At 61.2% G+C, this 20,877-nt stretch carries 23 protein-coding genes; 17 read left to right on the forward strand and 6 right to left on the reverse strand.

The genetic code is table 11. From position 1 onward, the window contains the following. Positions 1-19: 19 nt before the first annotated feature. The 8 genes from HU722_RS12205 to HU722_RS12240 are packed head-to-tail and all read left to right on the forward strand — an operon-like array spanning position 20 to position 7,802. Positions 20-1,819, forward strand: coding sequence for a DUF2341 domain-containing protein (locus HU722_RS12205; protein WP_065946368.1), 1,800 nt, complete (start codon positions 20-22; stop codon positions 1,817-1,819). Positions 1,820-1,830: 11 nt separating this feature from the next. Next, on the forward strand, positions 1,831-2,256 hold the full coding sequence (locus HU722_RS12210; protein ID WP_010211136.1) for an ExbD/TolR family protein: 426 nt from the start codon (positions 1,831-1,833) through the stop codon (positions 2,254-2,256). 3 nt (positions 2,257-2,259) lie between these two features. After that, on the forward strand, positions 2,260-2,967 hold the full coding sequence (locus HU722_RS12215) for an energy transducer TonB family protein (RefSeq protein ID WP_065910648.1): 708 nt from the start codon (positions 2,260-2,262) through the stop codon (positions 2,965-2,967). Positions 2,968-3,010: 43 nt separating this feature from the next. Then, entirely contained in the window at positions 3,011-4,711 is a 1,701-nt protein-coding gene (locus tag HU722_RS12220; RefSeq protein ID WP_065910647.1) for a putative porin, read from the forward strand. An 18-nt stretch (positions 4,712-4,729) separates the two neighbouring features. After that, a complete protein-coding gene (locus HU722_RS12225; protein ID WP_065910646.1) occupies positions 4,730-5,356 on the forward strand; it encodes a DNA repair protein in 627 nt (208 codons plus the stop codon). Between the two features lie 20 nt (positions 5,357-5,376). Beyond that, a complete protein-coding gene (locus HU722_RS12230; protein ID WP_065881380.1) occupies positions 5,377-5,835 on the forward strand; it encodes a YbjN domain-containing protein in 459 nt (152 codons plus the stop codon). Further along, positions 5,832-6,773 carry a peptidylprolyl isomerase gene (locus HU722_RS12235; RefSeq protein ID WP_065876186.1) on the forward strand — a complete coding sequence of 314 codons (942 nt, stop codon included), beginning with the start codon at positions 5,832-5,834 and terminating at the stop codon, positions 6,771-6,773. The genes HU722_RS12230 and HU722_RS12235 overlap by 4 nt, the downstream gene beginning before the upstream one ends. Positions 6,774-6,824: 51 nt before the next feature. After that, positions 6,825-7,802 carry a LysR family transcriptional regulator gene (locus HU722_RS12240; protein WP_065889415.1) on the forward strand — a complete coding sequence of 326 codons (978 nt, stop codon included), beginning with the start codon at positions 6,825-6,827 and terminating at the stop codon, positions 7,800-7,802. Between the two features lie 245 nt (positions 7,803-8,047). Here HU722_RS12240 and HU722_RS12245 read toward each other — a convergent pair whose 3' ends face one another. Continuing rightward, a complete protein-coding gene (locus HU722_RS12245; protein WP_065910644.1) occupies positions 8,048-8,914 on the reverse strand; it encodes a LysR family transcriptional regulator in 867 nt (288 codons plus the stop codon). Between the two features lie 93 nt (positions 8,915-9,007). Here HU722_RS12245 and HU722_RS12250 point away from each other — a divergent pair, with 93 nt between their 5' ends. The 4 genes from HU722_RS12250 to HU722_RS12265 are packed head-to-tail and all read left to right on the forward strand — an operon-like array spanning position 9,008 to position 11,700. After that, entirely contained in the window at positions 9,008-9,550 is a 543-nt protein-coding gene (locus tag HU722_RS12250; protein WP_065889419.1) for a DUF4865 family protein, read from the forward strand. 54 nt (positions 9,551-9,604) lie between these two features. Next, positions 9,605-10,159 carry a histidine phosphatase family protein gene (locus HU722_RS12255; protein ID WP_186755161.1) on the forward strand — a complete coding sequence of 185 codons (555 nt, stop codon included), beginning with the start codon at positions 9,605-9,607 and terminating at the stop codon, positions 10,157-10,159. A 45-nt stretch (positions 10,160-10,204) separates the two neighbouring features. After that, positions 10,205-10,960: a precorrin-6A synthase (deacetylating) gene (gene cobF / locus HU722_RS12260; RefSeq protein WP_065910643.1), complete on the forward strand. Its 756-nt coding sequence runs from the start codon at positions 10,205-10,207 to the stop codon at positions 10,958-10,960. A gap of 11 nt (positions 10,961-10,971) precedes the next feature. Beyond that, on the forward strand, positions 10,972-11,700 hold the full coding sequence (locus HU722_RS12265) for an alpha/beta hydrolase (RefSeq protein WP_065876181.1): 729 nt from the start codon (positions 10,972-10,974) through the stop codon (positions 11,698-11,700). 60 nt (positions 11,701-11,760) lie between these two features. Here HU722_RS12265 and HU722_RS12270 read toward each other — a convergent pair whose 3' ends face one another. Both HU722_RS12270 and HU722_RS12275 read right to left on the reverse strand, forming a co-directional pair. Continuing rightward, the gene (locus HU722_RS12270; RefSeq protein WP_065876180.1) at positions 11,761-12,315 is read right to left on the reverse strand and encodes a DcrB/PsbP domain-containing protein; all 555 of its coding nucleotides are present in this window, start codon (positions 12,313-12,315) and stop codon (positions 11,761-11,763) included. Between the two features lie 72 nt (positions 12,316-12,387). Next, positions 12,388-14,196, reverse strand: a complete 1,809-nt coding sequence (locus HU722_RS12275; RefSeq protein WP_065889427.1) for a monovalent cation:proton antiporter-2 (CPA2) family protein — start codon at positions 14,194-14,196, stop codon at positions 12,388-12,390. Positions 14,197-14,442: 246 nt separating this feature from the next. On the opposite strand from HU722_RS12275, the gene HU722_RS12280 reads away from it, so the two are divergent. Both HU722_RS12280 and HU722_RS12285 read left to right on the forward strand, forming a co-directional pair. Next, the gene (locus HU722_RS12280) at positions 14,443-14,808 is read left to right on the forward strand and encodes a type II toxin-antitoxin system RelE/ParE family toxin (RefSeq protein WP_065910642.1); all 366 of its coding nucleotides are present in this window, start codon (positions 14,443-14,445) and stop codon (positions 14,806-14,808) included. Further along, a complete protein-coding gene (locus HU722_RS12285; protein WP_049708781.1) occupies positions 14,801-15,106 on the forward strand; it encodes an XRE family transcriptional regulator in 306 nt (101 codons plus the stop codon). Before HU722_RS12280 ends, HU722_RS12285 begins: the two co-directional genes overlap by 8 nt. A 48-nt stretch (positions 15,107-15,154) precedes the next feature. Here HU722_RS12285 and HU722_RS12290 read toward each other — a convergent pair whose 3' ends face one another. Further along, on the reverse strand, positions 15,155-16,057 hold the full coding sequence (locus tag HU722_RS12290) for an EamA family transporter (protein ID WP_065889429.1): 903 nt from the start codon (positions 16,055-16,057) through the stop codon (positions 15,155-15,157). A 206-nt stretch (positions 16,058-16,263) separates the two neighbouring features. On the opposite strand from HU722_RS12290, the gene HU722_RS12295 reads away from it, so the two are divergent. From HU722_RS12295 to HU722_RS12305, 3 genes are all read left to right on the forward strand, one after another. After that, the gene (locus HU722_RS12295; protein WP_065876177.1) at positions 16,264-17,061 is read left to right on the forward strand and encodes an AraC family transcriptional regulator; all 798 of its coding nucleotides are present in this window, start codon (positions 16,264-16,266) and stop codon (positions 17,059-17,061) included. Between the two features lie 103 nt (positions 17,062-17,164). Next, positions 17,165-18,718, forward strand: a complete 1,554-nt coding sequence (locus HU722_RS12300) for a DUF726 domain-containing protein (RefSeq protein WP_065876176.1) — start codon at positions 17,165-17,167, stop codon at positions 18,716-18,718. A 41-nt stretch (positions 18,719-18,759) separates the two neighbouring features. After that, the gene (locus HU722_RS12305) at positions 18,760-20,079 is read left to right on the forward strand and encodes an Nramp family divalent metal transporter (protein WP_065876175.1); all 1,320 of its coding nucleotides are present in this window, start codon (positions 18,760-18,762) and stop codon (positions 20,077-20,079) included. A 27-nt stretch (positions 20,080-20,106) separates the two neighbouring features. On the opposite strand, the gene HU722_RS12310 is transcribed toward HU722_RS12305, so the two are convergent. Both HU722_RS12310 and HU722_RS12315 read right to left on the reverse strand, forming a co-directional pair. Continuing rightward, complete coding sequence (locus HU722_RS12310) at positions 20,107-20,484, reverse strand: type II toxin-antitoxin system VapC family toxin (protein WP_065876174.1); 378 nt, start codon at positions 20,482-20,484, stop codon at positions 20,107-20,109. After that, positions 20,481-20,840: a type II toxin-antitoxin system Phd/YefM family antitoxin gene (locus HU722_RS12315; RefSeq protein ID WP_175403072.1), complete on the reverse strand. Its 360-nt coding sequence runs from the start codon at positions 20,838-20,840 to the stop codon at positions 20,481-20,483. The genes HU722_RS12310 and HU722_RS12315 overlap by 4 nt, the downstream gene beginning before the upstream one ends. Positions 20,841-20,877: the final 37 nt, after the last annotated feature.

Here is a 20,877-nt window from a genome sequence, read left to right on the forward strand (position 1 = left end):
TCTTTCGGAGACTTCACCCATGCAACGCCTATTCCTGAGCCTGTTGATCTGCCTGGGCTTCGCGCTCCCGGCCACCGCCCATGCCTGGTGGCAGGACGATTGGCACTACCGCAAACAGATCTCGGTAGACACCACCGCCCAAGGCGCCGCGATCAACCAGGCCCTGGGCCGCACCGCGCTGCTGGTGCGCCTGCACACGGGCAATTTCACCTTTGACGGGGTGAAGGAAGACGGTGCCGACCTGCGTTTTGTCAGCGCCGATGACAAGACCGTGTTCAACCATCAGATCGAAAGCTTCGACCCGTTGATGGGCATGGCGCTGATCTGGGTCGATGTGCCCAAGGTCGAAGGCGGCCAGCGCCAGGACCTGTGGATGTACTACGGCAATCAGAAAGCCCCGGCCACCGCCAACGGCCAACTGACGTTTGATCCGAACTACACCGCGCTTTACCACTTTGATGGGGCCAATGCGACACCGCCCCGGGACACCACGGCCTACGCCAACACTGCACTGAACGCCACTGGCGCGAGCATTGACGGCGTGATCGGCCGCGCCTTGCAGTTCGGCGGCCAGCCCTTGATGTTGCCGGCCAGCCCATCGTTGCAGCACGCAGCCGGTGGCGCATTCACCTTCAGTGCCTGGCTGCGCCTGGACCAGGCCAGTGGCGAGCAAGTGGTGCTGGCCCGTCGCGACGGCTCTCACAACCTGCTGCTGGGCTTGAACCAAGGTATGCCGTTTGTGGAAATCGACGGCCAGCGCGCCGTGTCGACCCAACCGCTGAACCCCGGCCAATGGCAGCACCTGGCGTTCACCGCCGAGGGTGAAAAGGTCTCGTTGTATGTGAATGGCCGCGAAACCGCGACCCTCGCCGTCGCCTTGCCAGCGTTCAATTCCCAGTTGGCCATTGGTGCCGACCTGCCGGAAGCGGGCAGCACGCACCAGCCATTCGCCGGGGCCATCGATGAGCTGCGCCTGTCCAAGGTGGCGCGCCCGGCCGCGCTGTTGCTGGCCGACGCCAGCGCCCAGGGCGCCGAGTCGAAGCTGGTGGCCTATGGCGTGGATGAAGAACAGTCCGGCATGGGCTTCGGCAGCCTGGGCTTCTTGCTTAATGCCGTACCGGTCGACGCCTGGGTGATCATCCTGGTGCTGGTGGCGATGATGTTCCAGTCGTGGGTCATCATGCTGCGCAAGAACCGTCAGGTCAGCCGCCTCAGCAGTGCCAACGAGGTCTTCCGCGAGCATTTCGCGCAGATCGGCACCCGCCTGGAAATGTACGCCGACGACACGCAATTGGCTGAGCGCCTGACCCATTCTTCGCTGTGGCGCCTGTACCTGGTGGCGGTCAAGGAAATCCGCACCCGTCGCGCCCAGGGCGCCGACACCTCGTCGGTCTCGGCTGCCACCATCGAAGCCATCCGCTGTTCCATGGACGGCGTGCGCACCCGCGAAAACCAGGCCCTCAGCTCCAAGCTCTCGACCCTGTCCAACGCCATCGCCGGCGGCCCGTACATCGGCCTGCTCGGGACGGTGCTGGGGATCATGGTGGTGTTCCTCGGTACCGCCATGGCCGGTGACGTGAACATCAATGCCATCGCGCCGGGTATGGCGGCGGCCTTGCTGGCCACGGCCATGGGCCTGTTTGTCGCGATCCCGGCGCTGTTTGGCTACAACCGCCTGATCACGCGCAACAAGGAAGTGAGTGCGGACATGCGCGTGTTTGTCGATGAGTTCATCACCCGCCTGGCGGAGATGCACGGCGAGAGCCAGCACAGTGAAGCCGCGCACCGCGCACCGCATCACGCACCGGTTCCGGCCTGAGGAGAGTTGCCATGGCTTCTGTAAATGCCTCCCACGACGATGACGATGATGCCGCCGTCGACAGCATCAACATCACGCCCCTGGTGGACGTGCTGATGGTGGTGCTGGTGATGTTTATCCTCACCGCCACTGCCCAGGTCTCGGGTATCCAGATTCACCTGCCCAAGGCCAGCGCTTCGGTGTCGTTGTCGGAGGCCAAGACCAAGGCGATCTCCGTGAACGACGGCGGCCAGGTGTTCCTTGACGCGTACCCGGTGACCCTTGGCGAACTCGAAGAGCGCCTGCGTATCGAGAAAGCGCTGAACCCGGATTTCCCGGTGATCGTGCGCGGCGATGCGATGGTGCAGTACCAGAAGGTGATCGAAGTGCTCGACTTGCTGCGCCGGCTGGAGCTGTCCCAGGTCGGGCTGGTCACCGGCAAGCCGAGCCAGGGCTGAGCCATGACCGCACAGATCCCAATCGCGCCACTGCCCGTGAAAAAGAAGCCGCCATTGCGCCCGTTGAAGTGGGGCGCGGGCCTGTTGCTGGGCGCCGTGGCGGCCTGGTTTTTGTGGCAGTGGGCCAATGACATGAGTGGCGTGCGCCGCGAAGCGCCCAAGGTGCCGACGATTATCCCGTTGCCGCCACCACCGCCACCGCCTCCAGAGAAACCCAAGGAGCCCGAGCCCCAGGTCGAAGAAAAAGTCCCGGAGCCGGTGCCAAGCCCCGAACCCGAAGAGGTCAAGCCGGCCGAGGAAGCGCCGCCTTCGCCCAACGAAGACCTGGCCAACCCGATGCAGATCGATGGCGACGCTCAGTCCGGCAATGACGGTTTCAACATCGGCGCTGGTAAGGGCGGCGGCATGGCCGGCAGCGGTGGCGGCGGCGGGTTGGGTACCGGCACGTACAAGCAGTACCTGGCCGGCACCTATCAACGGCTGATGCGCGAAGACCCGGAATTACGCAAGAAGGCTTTCTCGATACAGATAGACCTGTGGTTGGGCACCGATGGCCAGGTCACTAAAGCGCTGGTGGCCAAGTCCAGCGGGGATGCCGAGACCGATGCCCAGATGCTCGCGCTGATACGTGCACCGCGTTCCACACAGAAGCCGCCGGCCTCGCTGACGCTGCCCATGCGCCTGTCCCTGAAGGGCCGGCGCCCGGATTAATTGAATGCTTTTTTCAACGGTTTTTTACAGGAGTTGCGTACACATGATTTCCCCCGTGAATCGACTGACCCTGGCGGTCGGCATGGTCATCGCGACCCTGGTCGGCCAGGCGACTGCAGCCCCGGTCGCGCCCTCGGAAAACGTCACTATCAACCTGATCCGCCTGTTGGTGCAGCAAGGCGTGCTCAAGCAGGAAACCGCCAATGGGCTGATCGCCCAGGCCGAAAAGGAAGCCCAGCAGGCACGCCAGGCCAATGCCGCGTCGGTGGTTGCCGCAGGCCCGGTCGCCGCGCCCGGCGACGTGCGTGTGCAATATGTGCCGCAGGCGGTCAAGGATCAGATCCGCGATCAGGTCAAGGCCGAGGTCATGGCCACCGCCAAGCAGGAAAACTGGGCGCAGCCCAATACGTTCCCGGACTGGATCTCGCGCATCAGCTTTGATGGCGATATCCGTTTGCGCGACGAGTCGCGCTATTTTTCGGGTAACAACAGCAACAACATCACTGACTTCGCGAAGCTCAATGACACCGGCCCCTACGACGTCAACAAAAACTCCAATACCAAGTTCCCACCCTTGCTCAACACCCGCGAGGACCGTGAGAACCTGTTCCGCCTGCGCGCACGCCTGGGCATGAAGGCGGTGATCTCTCCGGATTGGACAGCCGGCATACGCATCGCCACCGGCTCTGACAATAACCCGGTGTCCACCACCCAAACCCTGGGCGGCGGTTTCGGCAAAAAAGACGTCTGGCTTGACCAGGGTTACCTCACCTGGGCAACCACCGACTACATGAAGTTGACCGCCGGCCGCATCGGCAACCCTTTCTACTCCACCGACATGATGTATTCCAACGACCTCAACTTCGACGGTGTGGCCGCAGTCTTCAACCACGCCCTCAATAGTGAATGGGGCCTGTTCGGCACGCTCGGCGCCTTCCCGGTCGAATACACCTCCGACACTGCCAGCGCCAACGGTATCGACAAGGAAGACAGCGAGACCAAATGGCTGTTCGGTGGGCAGATTGGCGCTGACTGGAAGATCAATCGCAGCAACCGTCTCAAGCTGGCGGCTGCCTACTACCAGTTCCAGGACATCGAAGGCGAGCGCTCCAGCCCTTGCGCGCCATGGGCGGGCGCGGCGGGTTGCGACACCGACGGCACGCGCGTGGCCTTCATGCAAAAAGGCAACACCGTGTTCAACTTGCGTAACAACACCACCAACCCGGCTGATCCTGCCAGAACACCCGACCCGCAGTTCGTAGGCCTGGCGTCCAAGTTCGATGTGCTGGACCTCAACCTGGTCTGGGACAGCGAGCTGCCGAGCGATTTCAAGCTGCGCAGCCAAGCTAACTTCATCCACAACCTGGCTTACGACAAGGGCGAGATGCTCAAGCGCAGCGAGGGCGAGATCGTCAACAACATCAACAGCAAAGGCCAGTTTGAAAGTGGCGGCAATGCGCTGATGGTCTCGTTCACCCTCGGCAGCGCGTTGGAGATGCGCAAGCGCGGCGATTGGAATGTGCTGGCCGGTTACAAATACATCCAGCCCGACGCCTTGCCCGACGGCTTCAACGATTCCTCGTTCCACCTGGGCGGCACCAACGCCAAGGGGTACTTCATCGGCGCCAACTACGGCATCGAAAAGAACATCTACGCCAGTGCGCGTTGGTTGAGCGCGTCCGAAGTGTATGGCCAGCCGTTCGAAGTCGATGTGATGCAACTGGAACTCAACACGCGCTTTTGATGCGCAGGGAGATGCCACATGAACACGCGAATCTGCGGGCTGCTCTTGGTATTCGTTGCCACGGCGGCCTCGGCTGAAGGCATGGAGGAGCGCTTGCGTACGCAATTGCGCAGCACCACCCAGCAATTGCAGGCGCTGCAAAGCGAACAGGCTCAGGCCAGTGCGGCGCGTATCGCCGCTGAAACCCAGGCCAAGCAGGCCCAGGCGCAAATCAAGCAACTGACCGCTGAGCTGGAGAAGACCCGTGGCGTGGCCGAGCAAATGGCCGGCCAGCAACAGAGCCTGCACAGTCAGGCGCAAGCCCAGGTCGCGGCGAGCAATGAGCAGATCGGCAAGTTCAAGAAGGCTTATGACGAACTGCTGGTGCTCGCCAAGGGTAAAGAAGCCGAGCGCGCTCGCTTGCAGGCACAACTGAGCGAACGTGACACACAAGTGCAGCAATGTTCAGTCAAGAATCAACAGATGTACGGCGTGGCCCAGCAACTGCTCGCGGCCTACGAAAAAATCGACGTGGCCGAGGTGATGAGTATTCGCCAGCCGTTCGCCAGCAGCGCGCGGGTCAAGTTCGAGGAACTGGCCCAGGGCTTTGGCGATGATTTGTACAAGAGCCGTTTCGACGCGCCTCAGGCAACTGCCAATCATTGATAGACAGGGAAGAGATCTCCATGAGCGAATTGATCACCAGCGTCACCACCCAGAGCCTCACCGAGCTGTTGCAGGAATCCGGCTACCGGGTCAATCAGACCGAGCAGAACGGTATCGTGCAATTGCTCAGCGCCAGCCAGGGCATCGGCTTTGCCGTGCGCTTCGGCAACCCGGCGGCGGAGCAGGGCAACTACGTGGATTTCACCTACAGCTGCGCGCTGCGTATCCAGGGCGAGTTGCCTGAAGGCCTGGCCCAGGTGTGGAACGCCTCGCGGCGCTTTGCGCGGTTATCGGTGCAGGGCGAATTCCTGCTGATGGAAATGGACGTGGTGGTGGCCGGTGTTGGCGCCACGCACCTGCGCAGCCAGCTGGAACTGTGGGATCGCCTGTTGCAGGAGTTTATCGTCTACCTGCGTGAATACAGCCAGCAGGCGGCGCAGTTGCAGGCCCAGGCCGACGTCGAGGCGCCCGTATTGTGAAAAAGCCAACCTTGATGGTCGGCGCGGGTGCGCTGGCCCTGCTGGTGGTGGCGGTGGGTTTGAGCGTGCGACCGGGCAGCGACCCGGTGGCGGCTCAGCAACCGGCACCGGTGCTCAACCTTGCGCCGAGCGGTCCAGCGGTGGCTCGCCTGGGTAATCAGCAGATCGACCTGACGGAACTGAAAAGCGTGCTTGCCAGCCTGCCGGCCGAGTCTCGCGAGCAATTACGCGGCAACCGAGGTGCGTTGGAGACCTGGATCCGTTCACGTCTGGCACAAAAGGCGGTGCTCGAACAGGCCGACGCGCAAGGCTGGCGCCAGCGCCCGGAAGTGGAACAGCAAACGCGAGCTGCCACTGAGCAAATCGTGTTTCGCGACTACATGCTCTCGGTCAGCCAGGTGCCGGCCGACTACCCCAGCGCGGCTGAATTGCAACAGGCCTACGACAGCGGCAAGTCGCAATGGATGACGCCGCCGTTGTATCGGGTGAGTCAGATTTTCCTCGCGGTGAATGACCCGCAAACCCTCGACACAGTACGCCGCCAGGCCCAGGAATTGAGCCGCCGCGCCCAGGCGGCACCGGGTGATTTCGCCGCCCTGGCCACGCAATTTTCCCAGGACACCGACTCTGCCGCGCGAGGTGGGGACTCGGGGATGCAGCCATTGCAGCAACTGGTGCCGGAAGTGCGCACTGCGGTGTCGCGCCTCAAGGTCGGTGCCGTATCGGATGTGGTGCAGAGTGCGGCAGGGTTCCATGTGCTCAAGCTCACCGGCCAGCAACCGGCGCGCACGGCGACCCTGGACGAGCTGCGCGAACGCCTGACCCAGGCCCTGCGCACCCAGCGCCAGGAGCAGATCGCCAAGGCTTACCTCGAAGGCATGCTTAACACCGCGACCCTGAGTATCGACGGCGCAGAGCTGAACAAGGTGCTGGAGTAACGCGTTTCAACCCGCATTGGATGCACAGACAGACAAGACAGGGAGTCTCCCATGGCATTTCTAGAACCGTCTGGCCTTCAGGGGCCGTCCGCTTATCGCGCACCTGGCGAGGGGCGTAGTACCTGGCTGGTCCTGGCCAATGAGATTGACCCGGAGGTGGCGCGCTACTTTCTGGTGAGTGCGCGTTGCGGCTGTTTCATGCAGGCGGCGCGCAGTTTGAATATCAAGGCGACGCTGTTGCGCAAGCGCTTGGCGCAGTTGGAAGAGCATCTGCGCCATTCGCTGTTCACCTATCAGGGCAATGGCTTGGTACTTAGCCGCGATGGTCAGCAGTTGCAGGCTCAGTTGATTGCCCTGGCCCATGAGCGGCGCCTGCCGGTCACGGAGCAACCGCTGATTCGGCTAGCGGTGGCTGAGCCGATCCTGCACGACATCCTTGGGCGCGACCTGATTGCCTTGCTGCGACGCAACGCCAGCGTGCGCCTGGAGATCATCTCCATCGACAGCCAGTTGTCGCTGCAAGCAGTGGAGGTAGACGTGGTGCTGTGGTTGTCGGACGCCGACGGCCCGGTGCCGGGCCCGAGCTTTGTCACTGAGCCGCCACGGGCCCTGGCGCGGCTGCAATATTTGCCGCATATCGCCAAGCGTTATTCACGGCTGACAACACGGCCGGACAGCGTGGAAGACCTGAATGACTACATGCTGGTGCAGTGGCAGCCGGATGCGCAGGTTGGCGCGCTGCAGCCGTGGAATCGGGTGGTGGAGCAGCGTTTGGCGGCGGTGGTGCAGGTGCATGCGTATTCGCTGATGCTGGAGATGATTCGTTGTGGCGCCTGTATTGGGTTGCTGCCGCACTACATGAGCAGTTTTGACCGGGGGCTTGTGGCGTTGCCGGGGTTGTTGGCCGAGAGCATGCAGCGCCACGTGTGGCTGGCAGTGAATGCGCAAGTGGGGGATGCGGAGGCGGTGCGGATGATTGTGGCGTTGATCATCAGCACCTTCGAAGGCCGCCGTGAGTGGTTTGATTGACGATGTCATGTCGCCACACATCTTTTGAGAGCACAGAAGCAACCTGTAGTGAGCGGGCTTGCCCCGCGCTGGGTGGCGAAGCCGCCCCAATAAAGACACCGCCGAGTGCCAGATAAAACCAAGTCGCCTGGTTTGGGGCGGCTTCGCCACCCAGCGCGGGGCAAGCCCGCTCACTACAATTGTGAAAATGGCATCACCTGGGCAAGCCAGCTCCCACAAAAAAAGCACACTGGCGGGGGCTGGTTTCAACGTTGCAGCACACCACGAAAGGTCGCGCTCAGGGCGCGCAATGTTTCCCTGGAGCGTGCGTCACTGATCCGGCTGTGAAGCACCACTTCACTCACGGGCAATGCCGGCAACCCATATTGCTCGCTCACCTCAGCCGCGCCAGCGGGTGCCACGCGGTGGGCGAGGGCGGCTACGCCGAGGCCGGCGCTGACTGCCGCCCCCACGGCCATCACACCGCCGCCGACGAATACTTCGGTCCAGTCGATGCGCGCCGCGTCCAGTGCGCGTGTGGCCAAGTGGCGAACGCCGCAGGGCGCAGCCATGGTCGCCATGCGCAGTGGCGTGCCGGGGCTGTGTTGCCAGGTGGGCGCAGCGAACCAGCCGAAGCGTTCCACCACCAAGACTTCGCCGTCCTGGCGGTCACCCTCGTTGCGCACGATGACCGCGTCCAGCTCGTTGCGATCGAAGGCGGCGACCAGGTCGCGGGAGGAGGCGATGCGGACTTCGAGGATCACCAAAGGGTCATAGGCGGCCAGGCGGCTGAGCCAGGTCGGCAAGTCCGGGCCGGCGACGTGGTCGCTGATGCCGATCACCAAGCGACGCGGTGCGTGGGTGCCCATGTCGCCCAGCGCGCGTTCATGGGCGTTGAGCAGCGCACGCGCGGCCACGATGAACTGCTCGCCCTTGGGCGACAGCCGCACGTGCCGTGGCGTGCGCTCAAGCAGGCGATAGCCGAGGCGCTCTTCAAGGCGCTTGAGCTTAAGGCTGATCGCGGCCTGGGAGGTGTCAAGGGCCTCGGCGGCACGGGTGAAACTGGCGAAATCCGCCACCAGTACGAAGGCGTGTACGGTGTCGATATCCAGAGGTTTGAGCGCGTCAGTCATATCGGATCCTTATCGCATCTATATCGGCTCATATCTTGTTGAAATCATCACGGGTGCGCAAGCTGGAACCTCATCTTGCCAGGGCGCTTTTTTATGTTCGCCAAACAGTATTCACACCGCTTGCCCGCCGACTACGACATGAACGTGATTCGCCGACGCGCCGCGCAGTTGGGGCCGTTGTGGGATCACGCTGAAGGGTTGCTGTTCAAGGCGTTTATCGCCCAGGAGACTGGCGGCAATGTGTATTCCTCGGTGTACCTGTGGGCCGACCCCTTGCAGGCCGCTGACTTTTTGCTGGGGGAGCGTTTCCAGAAAGTGCTCGACAGCTTCGGTCGTCCGCATATCGAGAGTTGGCTGCCGCTGGATGTACAACGCGGCCCGGCGCAGAACGCGCTGAGTGTGTATCGGGAGGAATGGCCGCTGGCGCCTGGCGCGGACCGCGCGGGCATAGTGGCCGATGAGAAACGACGGAATCAGCACTTGGCGGATAGCAACGACACGTTCGCGGTGTTCCTCGCGCTGGACGTACAAGCGTGGCGCTTGGTGCGGTTTACGCTGTCGGCCAAGACGCTGGATGCCGAGCATCCAGGCACGGGCTACCAGGTGCTCTATCTGGCACAAGGCGTTGCGCCCTAGCGATAACTGCGCCAGTCTTGGTGGCCTTAATCCTTGTCGTTGAAACAATCCGTGATCCAGGCCACCCGTTTGACACTCATCTGCCATGCCGCCACGCCGCTGCAAAAGCGCGGGCGTTTTCAGGACGACGAGGCGGTGGCGATGGATTGGCAGGGGGCGGCGCTGTCCCTGGCCGGGCGCTATAAAAAACCCCGGCGTTTGTTGTGCGGGCCGGAAATGCGCGCACGGCAGACTGCCGGCTTGTTCGGCGGTGACGCAGGAGTCGAAGACGCCCTGCGTGACGCTGATTTCGGCCAGTGGAAAGGCCAGGCCATCAGCCAACTGAATGGCGATCAGTTAAACACCTGGCTCACTGACAGCACGTGCGCACCCCATGGCGGCGAGTCGGTGGATGACGTTTGCACGCGTGTCGCGCAGTGGATGAAATCCCTCGAAACCCAACCCGGCCATGTGGTCGCCATTACGCACCCCTTTGTGATCCGCGCCGCACTGCTGTACGTGATGCGGTTTCCGCTGTCGATGTTCTATCTCATCGACGTCGAAGCGCTGTCAGCCACTGAACTTCGCTTCAACAAGGCCTGGCGCCTGCGCCTGGAAACTCACGCCTAGGCGCCTGAACATGGCAAAATCCACGCCCCGCACTGAGAGCTACCCATGAAACGCATCCTGATCATCGGCATTGGCGCCGGCAACCCTGACTACATCACGATGCAGGCCGTGAAAGCGCTCAACCGCACCGACGTGTTTTTCCTGATGGACAAGGGCCAGAGCAAAGACAAGTTGATCGACCTGCGCCGCGAGATCTGCGAGACCTATATCACCGAGCCTGGCTACCGCTTCGCCGAGGCCGATTGCCCCGAGCGTGTGCGCGGCGATATCGACTACACCACCGCCGTGCAGGACCTCAACCGCGACAAGCAGCAGACTTTCGAGCGCATGATCAATGAGGAAATGGCCGACGGTGAAGTGGGCGCTTTCCTGGCGTGGGGCGATCCTGCGCTGTACGACAGCACCATCCGCATTCTGCAGGCGATTTTGGCCAGTGGCCGCTGCACCTTTGAGTTCGACGTCATCCCCGGTATCACCAGCGTGCAGGCCCTGGCCGCCCAGCACAAAGTGCCGTTGAACCGCATCGGCAAGTCGGTTGAGATCACCACCGGGCGCCGTCTGGCGGCGGGGCAGGCGAGTGATGCCGACACCCTGGTGGTCATGCTTGACGCCGAAGATTCCTACCGTAGCGTGGCCGATCAGGACCTGGACATCTACTGGGGCGCCTACCTCGGCACGCCGGATGAGATCCTGATCAGCGGCAAGGTGAGTGAGGTGGCCGAAGAAATCCAACGGGTGCGCAAGGCCGCGCGCCTGGAGAATGGCTGGATCATGGACACTTATCTGCTACGCAAACCCTGAGGTAACGTCCCATGCTTAAACTGTTTGCCCTGGCGCTGACCCTGCTAGCCGGTGCCGCTCATGCCGACGATACGCTGCACACCGACTTGCCGCTGTCGTACCTGGAGCAAACCCAGGGCGATGCGCGCAACCAACCGCTGGTGATTTTCCTGCATGGCTTTGGCAGCAACGAGGAAGACCTGTTTGGCATCAAGGACGCGCTGCCGTCCACGTGGACTTATTTGTCGGTTCGGGCGCCCATGCCGGTCGATCCGAATGGATTCCGCTGGTTTACCAAGACGCCGGGTGACGGCGATTACGATGGTGTCACGGCCGATCTTCAGCGCAGTGCGGGGCTGATCAAGGACTTCGTCGCCAAAGCCACCGCCAAGTACCACACCCGGAGCGATCGGGTGTTCCTGATTGGTTTCAGCCAGGGCGCGATCATGTCGTATGAGGTGGCGTTGCGTGACCCGCAGCTGGTGCGGGGGATTGCGGCGTTGAGTGGCAGCGTGTTGCCGGTGCTCAAGGCTGAGCTGAAACCGGATGAATCATTGGGCAAGCTGGCGATCTTTATTGGTCACGGCACCTTGGACCAGGCGCTGCCGTATGCATCGGCGACCCGGGCAAACGAGGTGCTGACGGGGCTGGGGTTGAAGCCGGAGTTTCATGGGTATCCGGGGATGAACCACACCGTCAGTGAGGCGGAAGTGCAGGACTTGAAGATTTGGCTGGAAAAAAGCCTGAGGCAAACGCCGTAAAAAATGTGGGAGCTGGCTTGCCTGCTCCCCCATTGGTTTTGTGTTGCTTGGGAGATCGGGTTACTTACCGCCTGTAATCTGCTTCACCAACGCCGCATGCCCCTTGGCATCATCCGCCCGCGAAATCGCCTGGATCACCAGCAAATGATTGCCCGAACCGCCGAGGAACGTGGATTGCAACGTCTTGCCGCCACCCTGGGTGGCGGTGCTGTCCACTTGGCGCAGGCCCAGGCCCTTTAAGTTCAGCTTCTTCTCGCTCTGCTTCTTGAAGTCAGGCAGCGCTGCGCTCTGGTCCTTGACGAAGCCGGCCACGGCGCCATCGAGGAACTGCGCGTCGTTATCCCCGATGGTTACTCCATCGTTACGCACGGTTTCGGCGACGATCACCACACTTTTCGTGGTTTGGTTGGCGTACATCGTGCCTTGGGTATCGGCGGTGCCATCATCCGCCTTGCCAGCCGGCAAGGTGTCGGCAGCGTAGGCCTTGGGCAGGTTGAAGGTGAACTTGCCGCCCAGGGTAGAGATGGTTTGCGTAGTTGGCTTGGAGGCGGCGAAGACACTGCCGGCAGTAAGCGCGAGGACCAGCAGGGCGGCGGTCTTGGTGAAAGTGGCCATGAAGCGCTCCAGGGATGAACGAAATTGCGGCATATTCTGTCAGAATTTTCGCAAGATCGTTCACCGATAGCCTCACACCTTGTCGGACTCTTCCTCGAGTCGGTCCATCTCAAACAGCCGCGCCAACTCCGTCCGCGCTTCTTGAGCGGTCTGCATCACTTTCGCTGCATCGTCGTACACCGCGTGTTGCGCCGCCAGCACTTGCAGGTCGTGGTTCTTGAAGCGCGTGATGCGCGCATCGGCCTGAGCCTGGCTCAAGCCCAGGCCGACCAGGGTGCGACGGCTCATTTCCAGGCTGGAGTAGAAGGTCTCGCGAATCGGTGAGGCGTCCAAGTCCACCAGGCGGTGCACGTGCTGGCGGTTACGCGCACGGGCGATGATCTTCATGTGCGGGTAGAGGTTGCGCACCAGTTCGGCAGTCTTGATGTTGATCTCCGGGTCATCCATGGCGATCACAAAGAACTCTGCCTGGTCGACCTTGGCCGCGTGCAGGATCTCCGGGCGTTGCGGGTCACCGTAGAACACCGGCATGCCACCGAAGCTGCGGGTCAGTTCGATGGTCTCCACCGAGGTGTCCAGGGCGATAAACGAGATGTTCTGCGCACGCAGGATCCGCGCCACTATTTGGCCCATACGGCCCATGCCGGCAATCACCACGCGCGGTGCATCGCTCTCGATGGCGCGGTATTCCTCCGGCACTTCCACCGGTTTGACCTTGGGCTTGAACAGCTTCGGGCACACCAGCAACAGCAGCGGCGTCACGGCCATGGAGAGGGTGATGGTCAGCACCAGCACATCATAGAGATGAGGTTCGAACAGGCCCTGGTCGCGACCGATCTTGAACACGACAAAAGCAAACTCACCCCCGGCCGCCAGCACCACGCCCAGGCGCAGGGCGCTTTCGCGATTGAGGTCGCCCACCCGTCGGCCCACGGCGTACAGCAGCGGCAGCTTCAAGCCGATCAGCAGCAGCGTCAGCCCGATCACCACCCATGGCGAGCTGAGCAACAGGCTGAGGTTCGCGCCCATGCCCACGCTGATGAAGAACAGGCCCAGCAGCAGGCCCTTGAACGGTTCGATCTGGGATTCCAGTTCGTGACGGTACTCCGAATCCGCCAGCAGCAAGCCAGCGAGAAACGCGCCGAGGGCCATGGACACGCCCACCAGTTCCATCAACCAGGCTGTACCGATCACCACCAGCAACGCCGTGGCGGTGGACACTTCGCGCAGACCGGTCTTGGCGACGATGCGAAACACCGGCCGCAGCAGGTAGCGACCGCCGATGATGACCACGGCGATGCTGCCGAGGATCTGCAAGACATGCTGCAGGCCCTGGGCTTCGGTGGTGGGGTGATCGCTGCCGGCCAACAGCGGCACCATGGCGATCAGCGGGATTGCAGCGATGTCCTGGAACAACAGAATCGCAAACGCGAGGCGACCGTGTGGTTGGTTCAGCTCTTTGCGCTCGGCAAGGCTTTGCAGGCCGAACGCGGTGGACGAAAGCGCCAGGCCCAGGCCGAGCACAATGGCACTGTTCCACGACTGGCCAAACAGCCACAGGGCCACCACGCCCATCACCAGGCCGGTGAGCAGCACCTGGGCCAGGCCAACGCCAAACACGGCCTTGCGCATTACCCACAAACGCTTGGGTGACAGCTCCAGGCCGATGATGAACAGCAGCAGTACCACGCCCAGTTCAGAGAATTGCGCGACGCTTTGCGGGTTGCCGATCAGGCCGAGCACCGACGGCCCGATGATCACGCCGGCAAACAGGTAGCCCAGCACCGCGCCCAGTTGCAGGCGTTTGGCCAGGGGCACGGTCAGCACGGCGGCGAGCAGGAATACCACGGCTGCTTGTAACAGGTTGCCTTCATGGGGCATTGCGAACTCCAGAATCTTTAAAGCCAATCAACAGGCGGGTATTAGAGCGCTTTTTACATGTCGAAAATTGTGTTTTTGCAGCGCGTGAGGCTGCATTGGGCGCTTTTCCTGCGGTAGATCGATGGTTTTGCCGGCTGGTCGGAAGGATGTACAAACAATTTCCCGGTGTGGGCGGGTGGCAGCTCATCCAATTCATCTACTAGGTTTTATGCTCTTGAGTTTATATTCCTTGGGTGGCATATTTGCATGGACTGGGACATTGAATACACGGATGAATTCGGAGCTTGGTGGGAAGCGTTGGGCGCAAAGGAGCAAGTCTCGGTGTCTGCCAGCGTTGATCTATTGGGGCTATTCGGGCCGGGTTTGCGCTTCCCCCACAGCAGCGATATCAAGGGCTGCCGGCACGGTAACCTGCGGGAACTGCGCATACAGCACGCGGGTAGGCCTTATCAGGTCTTGTACGCGTTCGATCCGCGACGATGCGCGTTATTGCTGATCGGCGGTGATAAAACCGGGCAACACCGATGGTATGAGGAACACGTCCCAGTGGCAGAAAAGCTGTACGACGTGCATTTGGATACATTGCGTAAAGAGGGCCGTACCCATGGCTAAAAAATTCGCTGAACTTCAAGCCCGCATGACGCCGGAATCCCGTGCCGAAGCGCAGCAGTTGTTCAAGCAGCATCTCAAGGAAATGCCCCTGCATGAGCTGCGCAAGGCTCAGCAGTTGAGCCAGGAAAGCCTGGCCAAAGCATTGAATATCAACCAGGCGGCGGTTTCCAAGATGGAGCGTCGCACCGACATGTACATCAGCACGTTACGCGACTATATCCGCGCGATGGGCGGCGAACTGGAGATTATTGCGACGTTTCCCGATGGCCAGGTCAAGATCGACAATTTCGCGTATTGAGTGCCATGCGGAAGCCTGGCCAGGTGCTGGGCTTGTCTGCTGCCGTTGTTACTTATCAGCCTGCATCACGGCGTGAGGCCCGACCGGCGCCAGGCTCACCGGCCTGCGGTATAACCCCACCGCCAACCCGACGATGATGGTCCCGATCGAGATCAGGTTGGGCGTGGAAATGCGCTCGTCCAGCATCAGCATCGAGCTGGTAATGCCAAACACCGGGATTAGCAACGACAGCGGCGCTACGGTGGACACCGGGTACAACTTGAGTAGGGAGTTCCAGCCCCAGTAGGCGAAGTGCGTGGCCAGGTACACCTGGAAGAGGATGGACAGGATCGCCGTCAGGTCGAGGTTGGCTTGCAAACCCTCGAACGCAGCGCCGCCATGCATCAGCCAGGCGGTGAGGAACAGTGGAATCGGTGGGATCAGGCTGGCCCACACCATGAACGAGAAGATCTCCTTGACCCCGGATTTCTTGATGATCACGTTGCCCACGCTCCAGGCTACTGCGCTGAGTACGATCAGCATGACGCCGAGCACCGCATGGTTGCCGTCCTGGGTGGAAATGATTCCCGCCAAACCGATCAGGGCCAGCACGGCACCGAGCATCTGCGCGCCGCGGATTCTCTCCTTGAACAGCACAACGCCCCAGCCCAGGGTGAAGAACACGCTGAGTTGAATGATCAACGATGCAATACCGGGGCTCACACCCACCTGGATGCCGTAGTTGATCACGCCCCACATGCCCAGCCCGAAAATAATGCCGTAGGCGGTCACATAGCGGAACTTGACGGCAGGGCGCTTGATGAAGAACACCAGCGGCAAGGCGGCAAGGGCAAAGCGGATGCCGGTGAGGACAAACGGATCGATAGCGCGCAGGCCCAGTTTGGTGATGGGGAAGTTGACCCCCCATACCAGGGTGACGAGCACCGCAAGCGACAGATGTTTTTTCAGCATGGACCCTCCTTGGGTCAGGCGGCACAGCGCGATTGCGATGTGTCGCCGGAAATTCAGTTCAAGGCGAACCGTTGCGGGCTGGGAGTTTTTGACACTCATTTTCCGGAAACCCCTTCGATATCAGCCCAACATGGGGAGCAATGATTCTAGGTTGCAGCGTTATGGCCCGCTTGCTATGCCAGGTCATATTTTGACAAAATTGGGCCATGTCGCCGACCTTCACTTACACCCCTTACACACCGGATAGCCCCGAAGCGGTGGTGACGCTGCGCGAGTACCCGTCCGGTACCGTGTTTCCACGCCACACTCACCGGCGCGGGCAGTTCGCCTACGCCTCGGCAGGCGCGTTGAAAATGTTTACTGACCTGGGCAGTTGGGTGGTTCCGCCGCAGCGGGCAATCTGGGTGCCGGGCGGGGTGTCCCACGAGATGCACATGCGCGGCGACGTGGTGATGCTCAATACCTACCTGGACGACGACGCGGTACGGCGCACGGGGTTGTTGGACCATTGCCAGGTATTTGGCGTATCGCCGCTGTTGCGCCACCTTTTGGAAGCGGCGCTGGCGATTGGGCCGTCGGCGTCTCCCGGCGTTCGCGACCGGTGCGTGCTGACCCTGTTGGTCGATGAAATCGGCGCCATGCCCGAGTTGCCCCTTAGCGCGCCGTTGCCTTCCGAAGCCCGGCTGGCCCGCTCCTGTCAGCGCTTCCTCGAAGCGCCCACACAGAGAATCTCCATCTGCGAGATGGCCGATTGGTCGAGCATGAGCCGGCGCACCTTTACCCGAAACTTTCGCGAGTGCACCGGCATGACCTTTGTGTCGTGGCGCCAGCAGGTGTGCTTGCTGGAGGCTACTGCGCGACTCAGTCACGGCTCGTCCATCACCGAGGTGGCGTTCGAGTTGGGTTTCAGCAGTCCCAGCGCATTCACGTCGGTATTTCGTCGTAACTTGGGCGATTCGCCAGCGCGCTACCTGGCCAAGTCCAAGGCCGCTTCCATGTTCTGAAAGGAGGAGGGCGCCAACGTCGTGCCTTTTCCCCCAGCGGTACGGCATTGAGCCTCACCCTTTGTTACTATCGCCGTCCCTTTTCACCAGGAGTCACCGCCCCATGCAGCACCAGTGGGATGAAATGCACCGCACCCGCAAACCCACGTTCGTACTGTGTGGCGAGCCTCAGGGCGATGTGCTCAATCTCTACGTTCACGGTTATTCGGCGTTCTTCAACCGGCAACAATTGGGCAGCTTCAAGGCGCAGTTGGCGGGCATCGAAGGCTCGACCAACCTGATGCTGTTCTGGCCGGCGGGGCATTTTCTGGAAAACTTGTTCGCTCCCTTCAAGGATGTACTGGGCGCGATGCTCAGCGGCGGCAACCTGGGCGCGGCGACTGTGGGGGTGGGCAAGGCGATTGCTTATTTCCTCGATCACTACAAAAGCGTCGAGTCCCGGGTGGACGAAGTCGCCAGGAGCCTGTTACCGGAACTCGCCAGCTACTTGCACGGTGAGTCCCTTGAAGTACGGCGTATCAACCTGATCGGCCATTCCCTGGGTGCGCGCATTCTGGTCAAGAGCCTGTTGGCCAGCCCTGAAACTGCCCGCGAACTGCCATTGGACAACCTGTTGTTGATGGGCGGCGCGATCTGTACGTCGAGCCCGTGGGATGAAGTCTCGGCACCGCTCAAGGGGCGTGTGATCAACTGCCATTCCAGCAAAGACTGGGCCCTGGCGATGAAACCGGATACCGAACGTTGCATCGGCCGCTATGCGATCCCGGTCACGCCAGCGCTCAAGGCCAAGGTTACCAATGTGCACCTGGCGACGTTCGACCACGCCGCCTATTGGCCGCAGTTGCGGACGGTGGTGCAGTACACCGACCTGTTGCACGAGCGACGCGGCATGATCCGTTCCGATCAACGCAGCACTGAGGTACGTTTTGCCGAAGAGGACGCGGAACTGTTCCCGGCGCTGGTGCAGGCACGGCCGGAAGAATTGAAGTTCCTTGCTGAGTTAATGGCGCAAAAGCGCAGCGCTTCAATCGACGCCAGCGTGCGCGAGCCACTCAAATTGGCCATCGAGTTGCAACGCATGGGCGGTGATACTTTTATGAACCTGGCCCGCGGCCATGGCGTGAGTTACCGCCAGATCGCCGAAGATGTGGTGCAACGGTTGGGGATCAAGTTTGACGAACCTCTCGATACCGTCGAATTGGCAGACCTGGAAGCCCAGGTTGCGGAAAAGCTCATCGAACAATACAAAGACAAACTCAGTAACGCTGACCGGCAGGTGTTCGATGCGGAGCTCAAGGCGGCCGCGCAAAAGGAGCAGGGGCTGTTCAGCCGTTTCGATGTTGGCCGATCGGCCACCACTGCGTTGAGTGGTACGGCGTTGGCCGGGCTGACCGGGTTTATCCTGCGCCGTGGTGCCGCCACAGCGATTCCGGTGGTGGGTCAGGCTGTGGCAGCGGCGATGCTGCTGGTGAGCGGTGTACGCGCGTTTTCCGGCCCTGCGTATTCGATCACCACCCTGGCAGTACTGGTGATTGGGTTGATCCGCCAGCGCATGGAGCGCGAAGCGATGAGCCAGGAGATGGACCTGGTGGTGCAAGTTGTCGAAGCGTTCGATCTGCCGCGGGAGACGGTGATGCGCACGGTTGCGTCTGACTGATAAGCTGCGTCTCTATCGAGTGTGTTTGCCTGGGATACCGCGTGAAATTCAGCCTGCCAAAAATCGCTACCGCCCCGTTTTGCCCGCCGGAAGTGGCCGGCTCCGTCGCCGTTGATCCCAAGGCTTCGTTCTTCAAGCGCGTGTTGATGTTCGCCGGGCCAGGCCTGCTGATCTCTATCGGCTACATGGACCCAGGCAACTGGGCCACGGCCATCGAGGCCGGCTCGCGTTACGGTTACAGCCTGCTATTCGTCGTGCTGCTGGCCAGCCTGGCTGGGATGGCGGTGCAATGCCTGTGCTCGCGCTTGGGCATCGCCACCGGCAAGGACCTCGCGCAACTGTGCCGTGAACGCTATAGCAAGCGATCCGCCCGCACCCAGTGGGTGTTGGCAGAAATCTCCATCATCGCCACCGACCTTGCCGAAGTGCTGGGCTGCGCCTTGGCGTTTCACCTGCTGCTTGGCGTGTCGCTGACCACCGGCATTGTGATTACCGCTTTTGACACATTGTTGATCCTGGCGCTGCAAAACCGGGGTTTCCGCCGCCTGGAAGCGATCATGCTGGCGTTGGTGGCGACCATTGGCGTGTGTTTCTTTATTGAACTGGTACTGATCAAGCCTTACTGGCCGGACGTGTTCAGTGGTTTTGCGCCTTCACTGTCGGCCATCAGCGATGCCGCGCCGTTGTACCTGGCGATTGGTATTCTCGGTGCCACGGTGATGCCGCATAACCTTTACCTGCATAGCTCCATCGTGCAAACCCGCATGATCGGCAAGGACCTCGCCAGCAAACAGGACGCGGTCAAGCTGGCGCGCATCGACACCATCGGTTCGTTGGCCCTGGCCCTGCTGGTCAACGCTGCGATCCTGGTACTCGCCGCTGCCGCCTTCCACAAGACCGGCCACACCGACGTAGTCGAGATCCAGGACGCCTACCACCTGCTTGACCCGCTGGTCGGTGGCGCTTTTGCCAGCATCCTGTTTGGTGTGGCCCTGCTGGCTTCCGGTCAAAGCTCTACGTTTACCGGTACCATTGCCGGGCAGGTGATCATGGAGGGCTACCTCAACTTGCGCATTCCTTGCTGGCAGCGGCGCCTTATCACTCGTGGGCTGGCGCTGATCCCGGCGTTTCTCGGGGTATGGCTGATGGGCGACGATGCCATCGGCAAGCTCTTGATCCTCAGCCAGGTGGTACTCAGCCTGCAACTGCCGTTTGCGCTGTATCCGCTGATTCGCATGACCGGCGATAAGCAACTGATGGGGCCGTTCGTGAATCGGCTGCCGACACGGTTGCTGGCGTGGTTCCTGTTTGCGGTGATCAGTGGGGCGAATGCGTGGTTGATTGCGCAGTGGGTGTTTTGATTGGCGCTGTGCAGCCATTGCGAATCTCTACACCAGGATCGCCAACGGCGTGTACTGGGCGATCTGGGGGGCGGCCGTCAATAACTTCATCGGTTCGCTCACGGCCGTCGCAACGATGAGCCGATCAAAGGGGTCCTTGTGATGGTGCTCGAGATCCTTCACCGCAATGGTATGTTCTGAAGTGATGGGCAGTTCGACGAACCCGCTTTCCAGGCAGTACCAACGGATTTCCTCCAGATCGACAGTGAGTTTCCCTAACCCGACCTTGATTGCCATCTCCCAGAATGTTGCAGCGCTGATGTAAATATCTGCAGCATCCTCAATCAGTTTTTTGGCTTTGCTCGATAGCTTGGGATCATCAGTCAGTGTCCAAAGCAGGATATGGGTATCGAGCAGCACTCTCACGCTGGGTTGCCTTCGAAAGCATCCAGTAGATCGTCAGGTAACGGTGCGTCGAAGTCTTCGGGTATGACGAATTTCCCTTTCATGGCCCCGATTCTCCGGCCTTTGGCTTTGCCCACGGGGACAAGCTGGGCCATCGCACGCCCATGCTTGGCAATCGTGATGACTTTGCCAGCAGCGGCCTGATCAACCAGTTTTGACAGATTGTTTTTCGCTTCGCCCAAAGGAACAATAATCATGTGGTTATCCCCATATTTTGGCCACATATAGCCAAAACTAGGTGCGCTATCAGAGACAGCGCGACCGCTGGCTGAAGCGACTCGCTCAGAGCGCGATTTTTTGTTGTAAATGACGTCCATGGCAGGTCTCCAAAAAGATGTCAGCGAAGTCTGCCGC

It is taken from the genome of Pseudomonas tritici, from assembly GCF_014268275.3.
GTDB lineage: Bacteria > Pseudomonadota > Gammaproteobacteria > Pseudomonadales > Pseudomonadaceae > Aquipseudomonas > Aquipseudomonas tritici.

Excerpts from the sequence above, each read along its gene's own strand:
- HU722_RS12205 (WP_065946368.1), top strand. The coding sequence starts at position 20 with ATGCAACGCCTATTCCTGAGCCTGTTGATCTGCCTGGGCTTCGCGCTC.
- HU722_RS12210 (WP_010211136.1), top strand. The coding sequence starts at position 1,831 with ATGGCTTCTGTAAATGCCTCCCACGACGATGACGATGATGCCGCCGTC.
- HU722_RS12215 (WP_065910648.1), top strand. The coding sequence starts at position 2,260 with ATGACCGCACAGATCCCAATCGCGCCACTGCCCGTGAAAAAGAAGCCG.
- HU722_RS12220 (WP_065910647.1), top strand. The coding sequence starts at position 3,011 with ATGATTTCCCCCGTGAATCGACTGACCCTGGCGGTCGGCATGGTCATC.
- HU722_RS12225 (WP_065910646.1), top strand. The coding sequence starts at position 4,730 with ATGAACACGCGAATCTGCGGGCTGCTCTTGGTATTCGTTGCCACGGCG.
- HU722_RS12230 (WP_065881380.1), top strand. The coding sequence starts at position 5,377 with ATGAGCGAATTGATCACCAGCGTCACCACCCAGAGCCTCACCGAGCTG.
- HU722_RS12240 (WP_065889415.1), top strand. The coding sequence starts at position 6,825 with ATGGCATTTCTAGAACCGTCTGGCCTTCAGGGGCCGTCCGCTTATCGC.
- HU722_RS12245 (WP_065910644.1), bottom strand. The coding sequence starts at position 8,914 with ATGACTGACGCGCTCAAACCTCTGGATATCGACACCGTACACGCCTTC.
- HU722_RS12250 (WP_065889419.1), top strand. The coding sequence starts at position 9,008 with ATGTTCGCCAAACAGTATTCACACCGCTTGCCCGCCGACTACGACATG.
- cobF (WP_065910643.1), top strand. The coding sequence starts at position 10,205 with ATGAAACGCATCCTGATCATCGGCATTGGCGCCGGCAACCCTGACTAC.
- HU722_RS12265 (WP_065876181.1), top strand. The coding sequence starts at position 10,972 with ATGCTTAAACTGTTTGCCCTGGCGCTGACCCTGCTAGCCGGTGCCGCT.
- HU722_RS12270 (WP_065876180.1), bottom strand. The coding sequence starts at position 12,315 with ATGGCCACTTTCACCAAGACCGCCGCCCTGCTGGTCCTCGCGCTTACT.
- HU722_RS12275 (WP_065889427.1), bottom strand. The coding sequence starts at position 14,196 with ATGCCCCATGAAGGCAACCTGTTACAAGCAGCCGTGGTATTCCTGCTC.
- HU722_RS12280 (WP_065910642.1), top strand. The coding sequence starts at position 14,443 with ATGGACTGGGACATTGAATACACGGATGAATTCGGAGCTTGGTGGGAA.
- HU722_RS12285 (WP_049708781.1), top strand. The coding sequence starts at position 14,801 with ATGGCTAAAAAATTCGCTGAACTTCAAGCCCGCATGACGCCGGAATCC.
- HU722_RS12290 (WP_065889429.1), bottom strand. The coding sequence starts at position 16,057 with ATGCTGAAAAAACATCTGTCGCTTGCGGTGCTCGTCACCCTGGTATGG.
- HU722_RS12295 (WP_065876177.1), top strand. The coding sequence starts at position 16,264 with ATGTCGCCGACCTTCACTTACACCCCTTACACACCGGATAGCCCCGAA.
- HU722_RS12300 (WP_065876176.1), top strand. The coding sequence starts at position 17,165 with ATGCAGCACCAGTGGGATGAAATGCACCGCACCCGCAAACCCACGTTC.
- HU722_RS12315 (WP_175403072.1), bottom strand. The coding sequence starts at position 20,840 with ATGGACGTCATTTACAACAAAAAATCGCGCTCTGAGCGAGTCGCTTCA.